The organism is Neobacillus drentensis, from assembly GCF_036966985.1.
Taxonomy (GTDB): Bacteria; Bacillota; Bacilli; order Bacillales; family Cytobacillaceae; genus Neobacillus; species Neobacillus drentensis_E.
The window spans coordinates 14,430-14,776 of the sequence record NZ_JBALSN010000275.1; the positions used below are offsets into that span (position 1 = coordinate 14,430).

A 347-nucleotide genomic window follows, 5' to 3' on the forward strand; every position below is an offset into this window, starting at 1 on the left:
CAGATGTGATCATGTTTGATAACCGGACTCCTGATGAAATTAAAGAATTAATTCAATTGGTTCCAGCGACGATTATTACTGAGGCCTCCGGCGGAATCCAATTGGCTAATATTGCTGATTATCGCGACACGGGTGTCGATTATATTTCCCTTGGGTACTTAACTCATTCTTACAAAGCACTAGATATCAGTGTAAAAGTGCAATGGAATAAAGGAGATGAGTAACATGAATCTAATGGCCACGTTACAAAAAAATATGATTCCTGAAAAATACAAACAAATGTCGAGAGAAGAGCTCGAAAATCGGGTCATAGAGGTGAAAAAGGAGCTTGGTCCTCGTCTCTATAT

1 pseudogene is annotated in these 347 nt (G+C 38.9%); it reads left to right on the forward strand.

The features are described from left to right. A pseudogene (locus V7659_RS18470) lies at window positions 1-224 on the forward strand (nicotinate-nucleotide diphosphorylase (carboxylating)); the annotation flags it as partial. Window positions 225-347 lie beyond the last annotated feature (123 nt).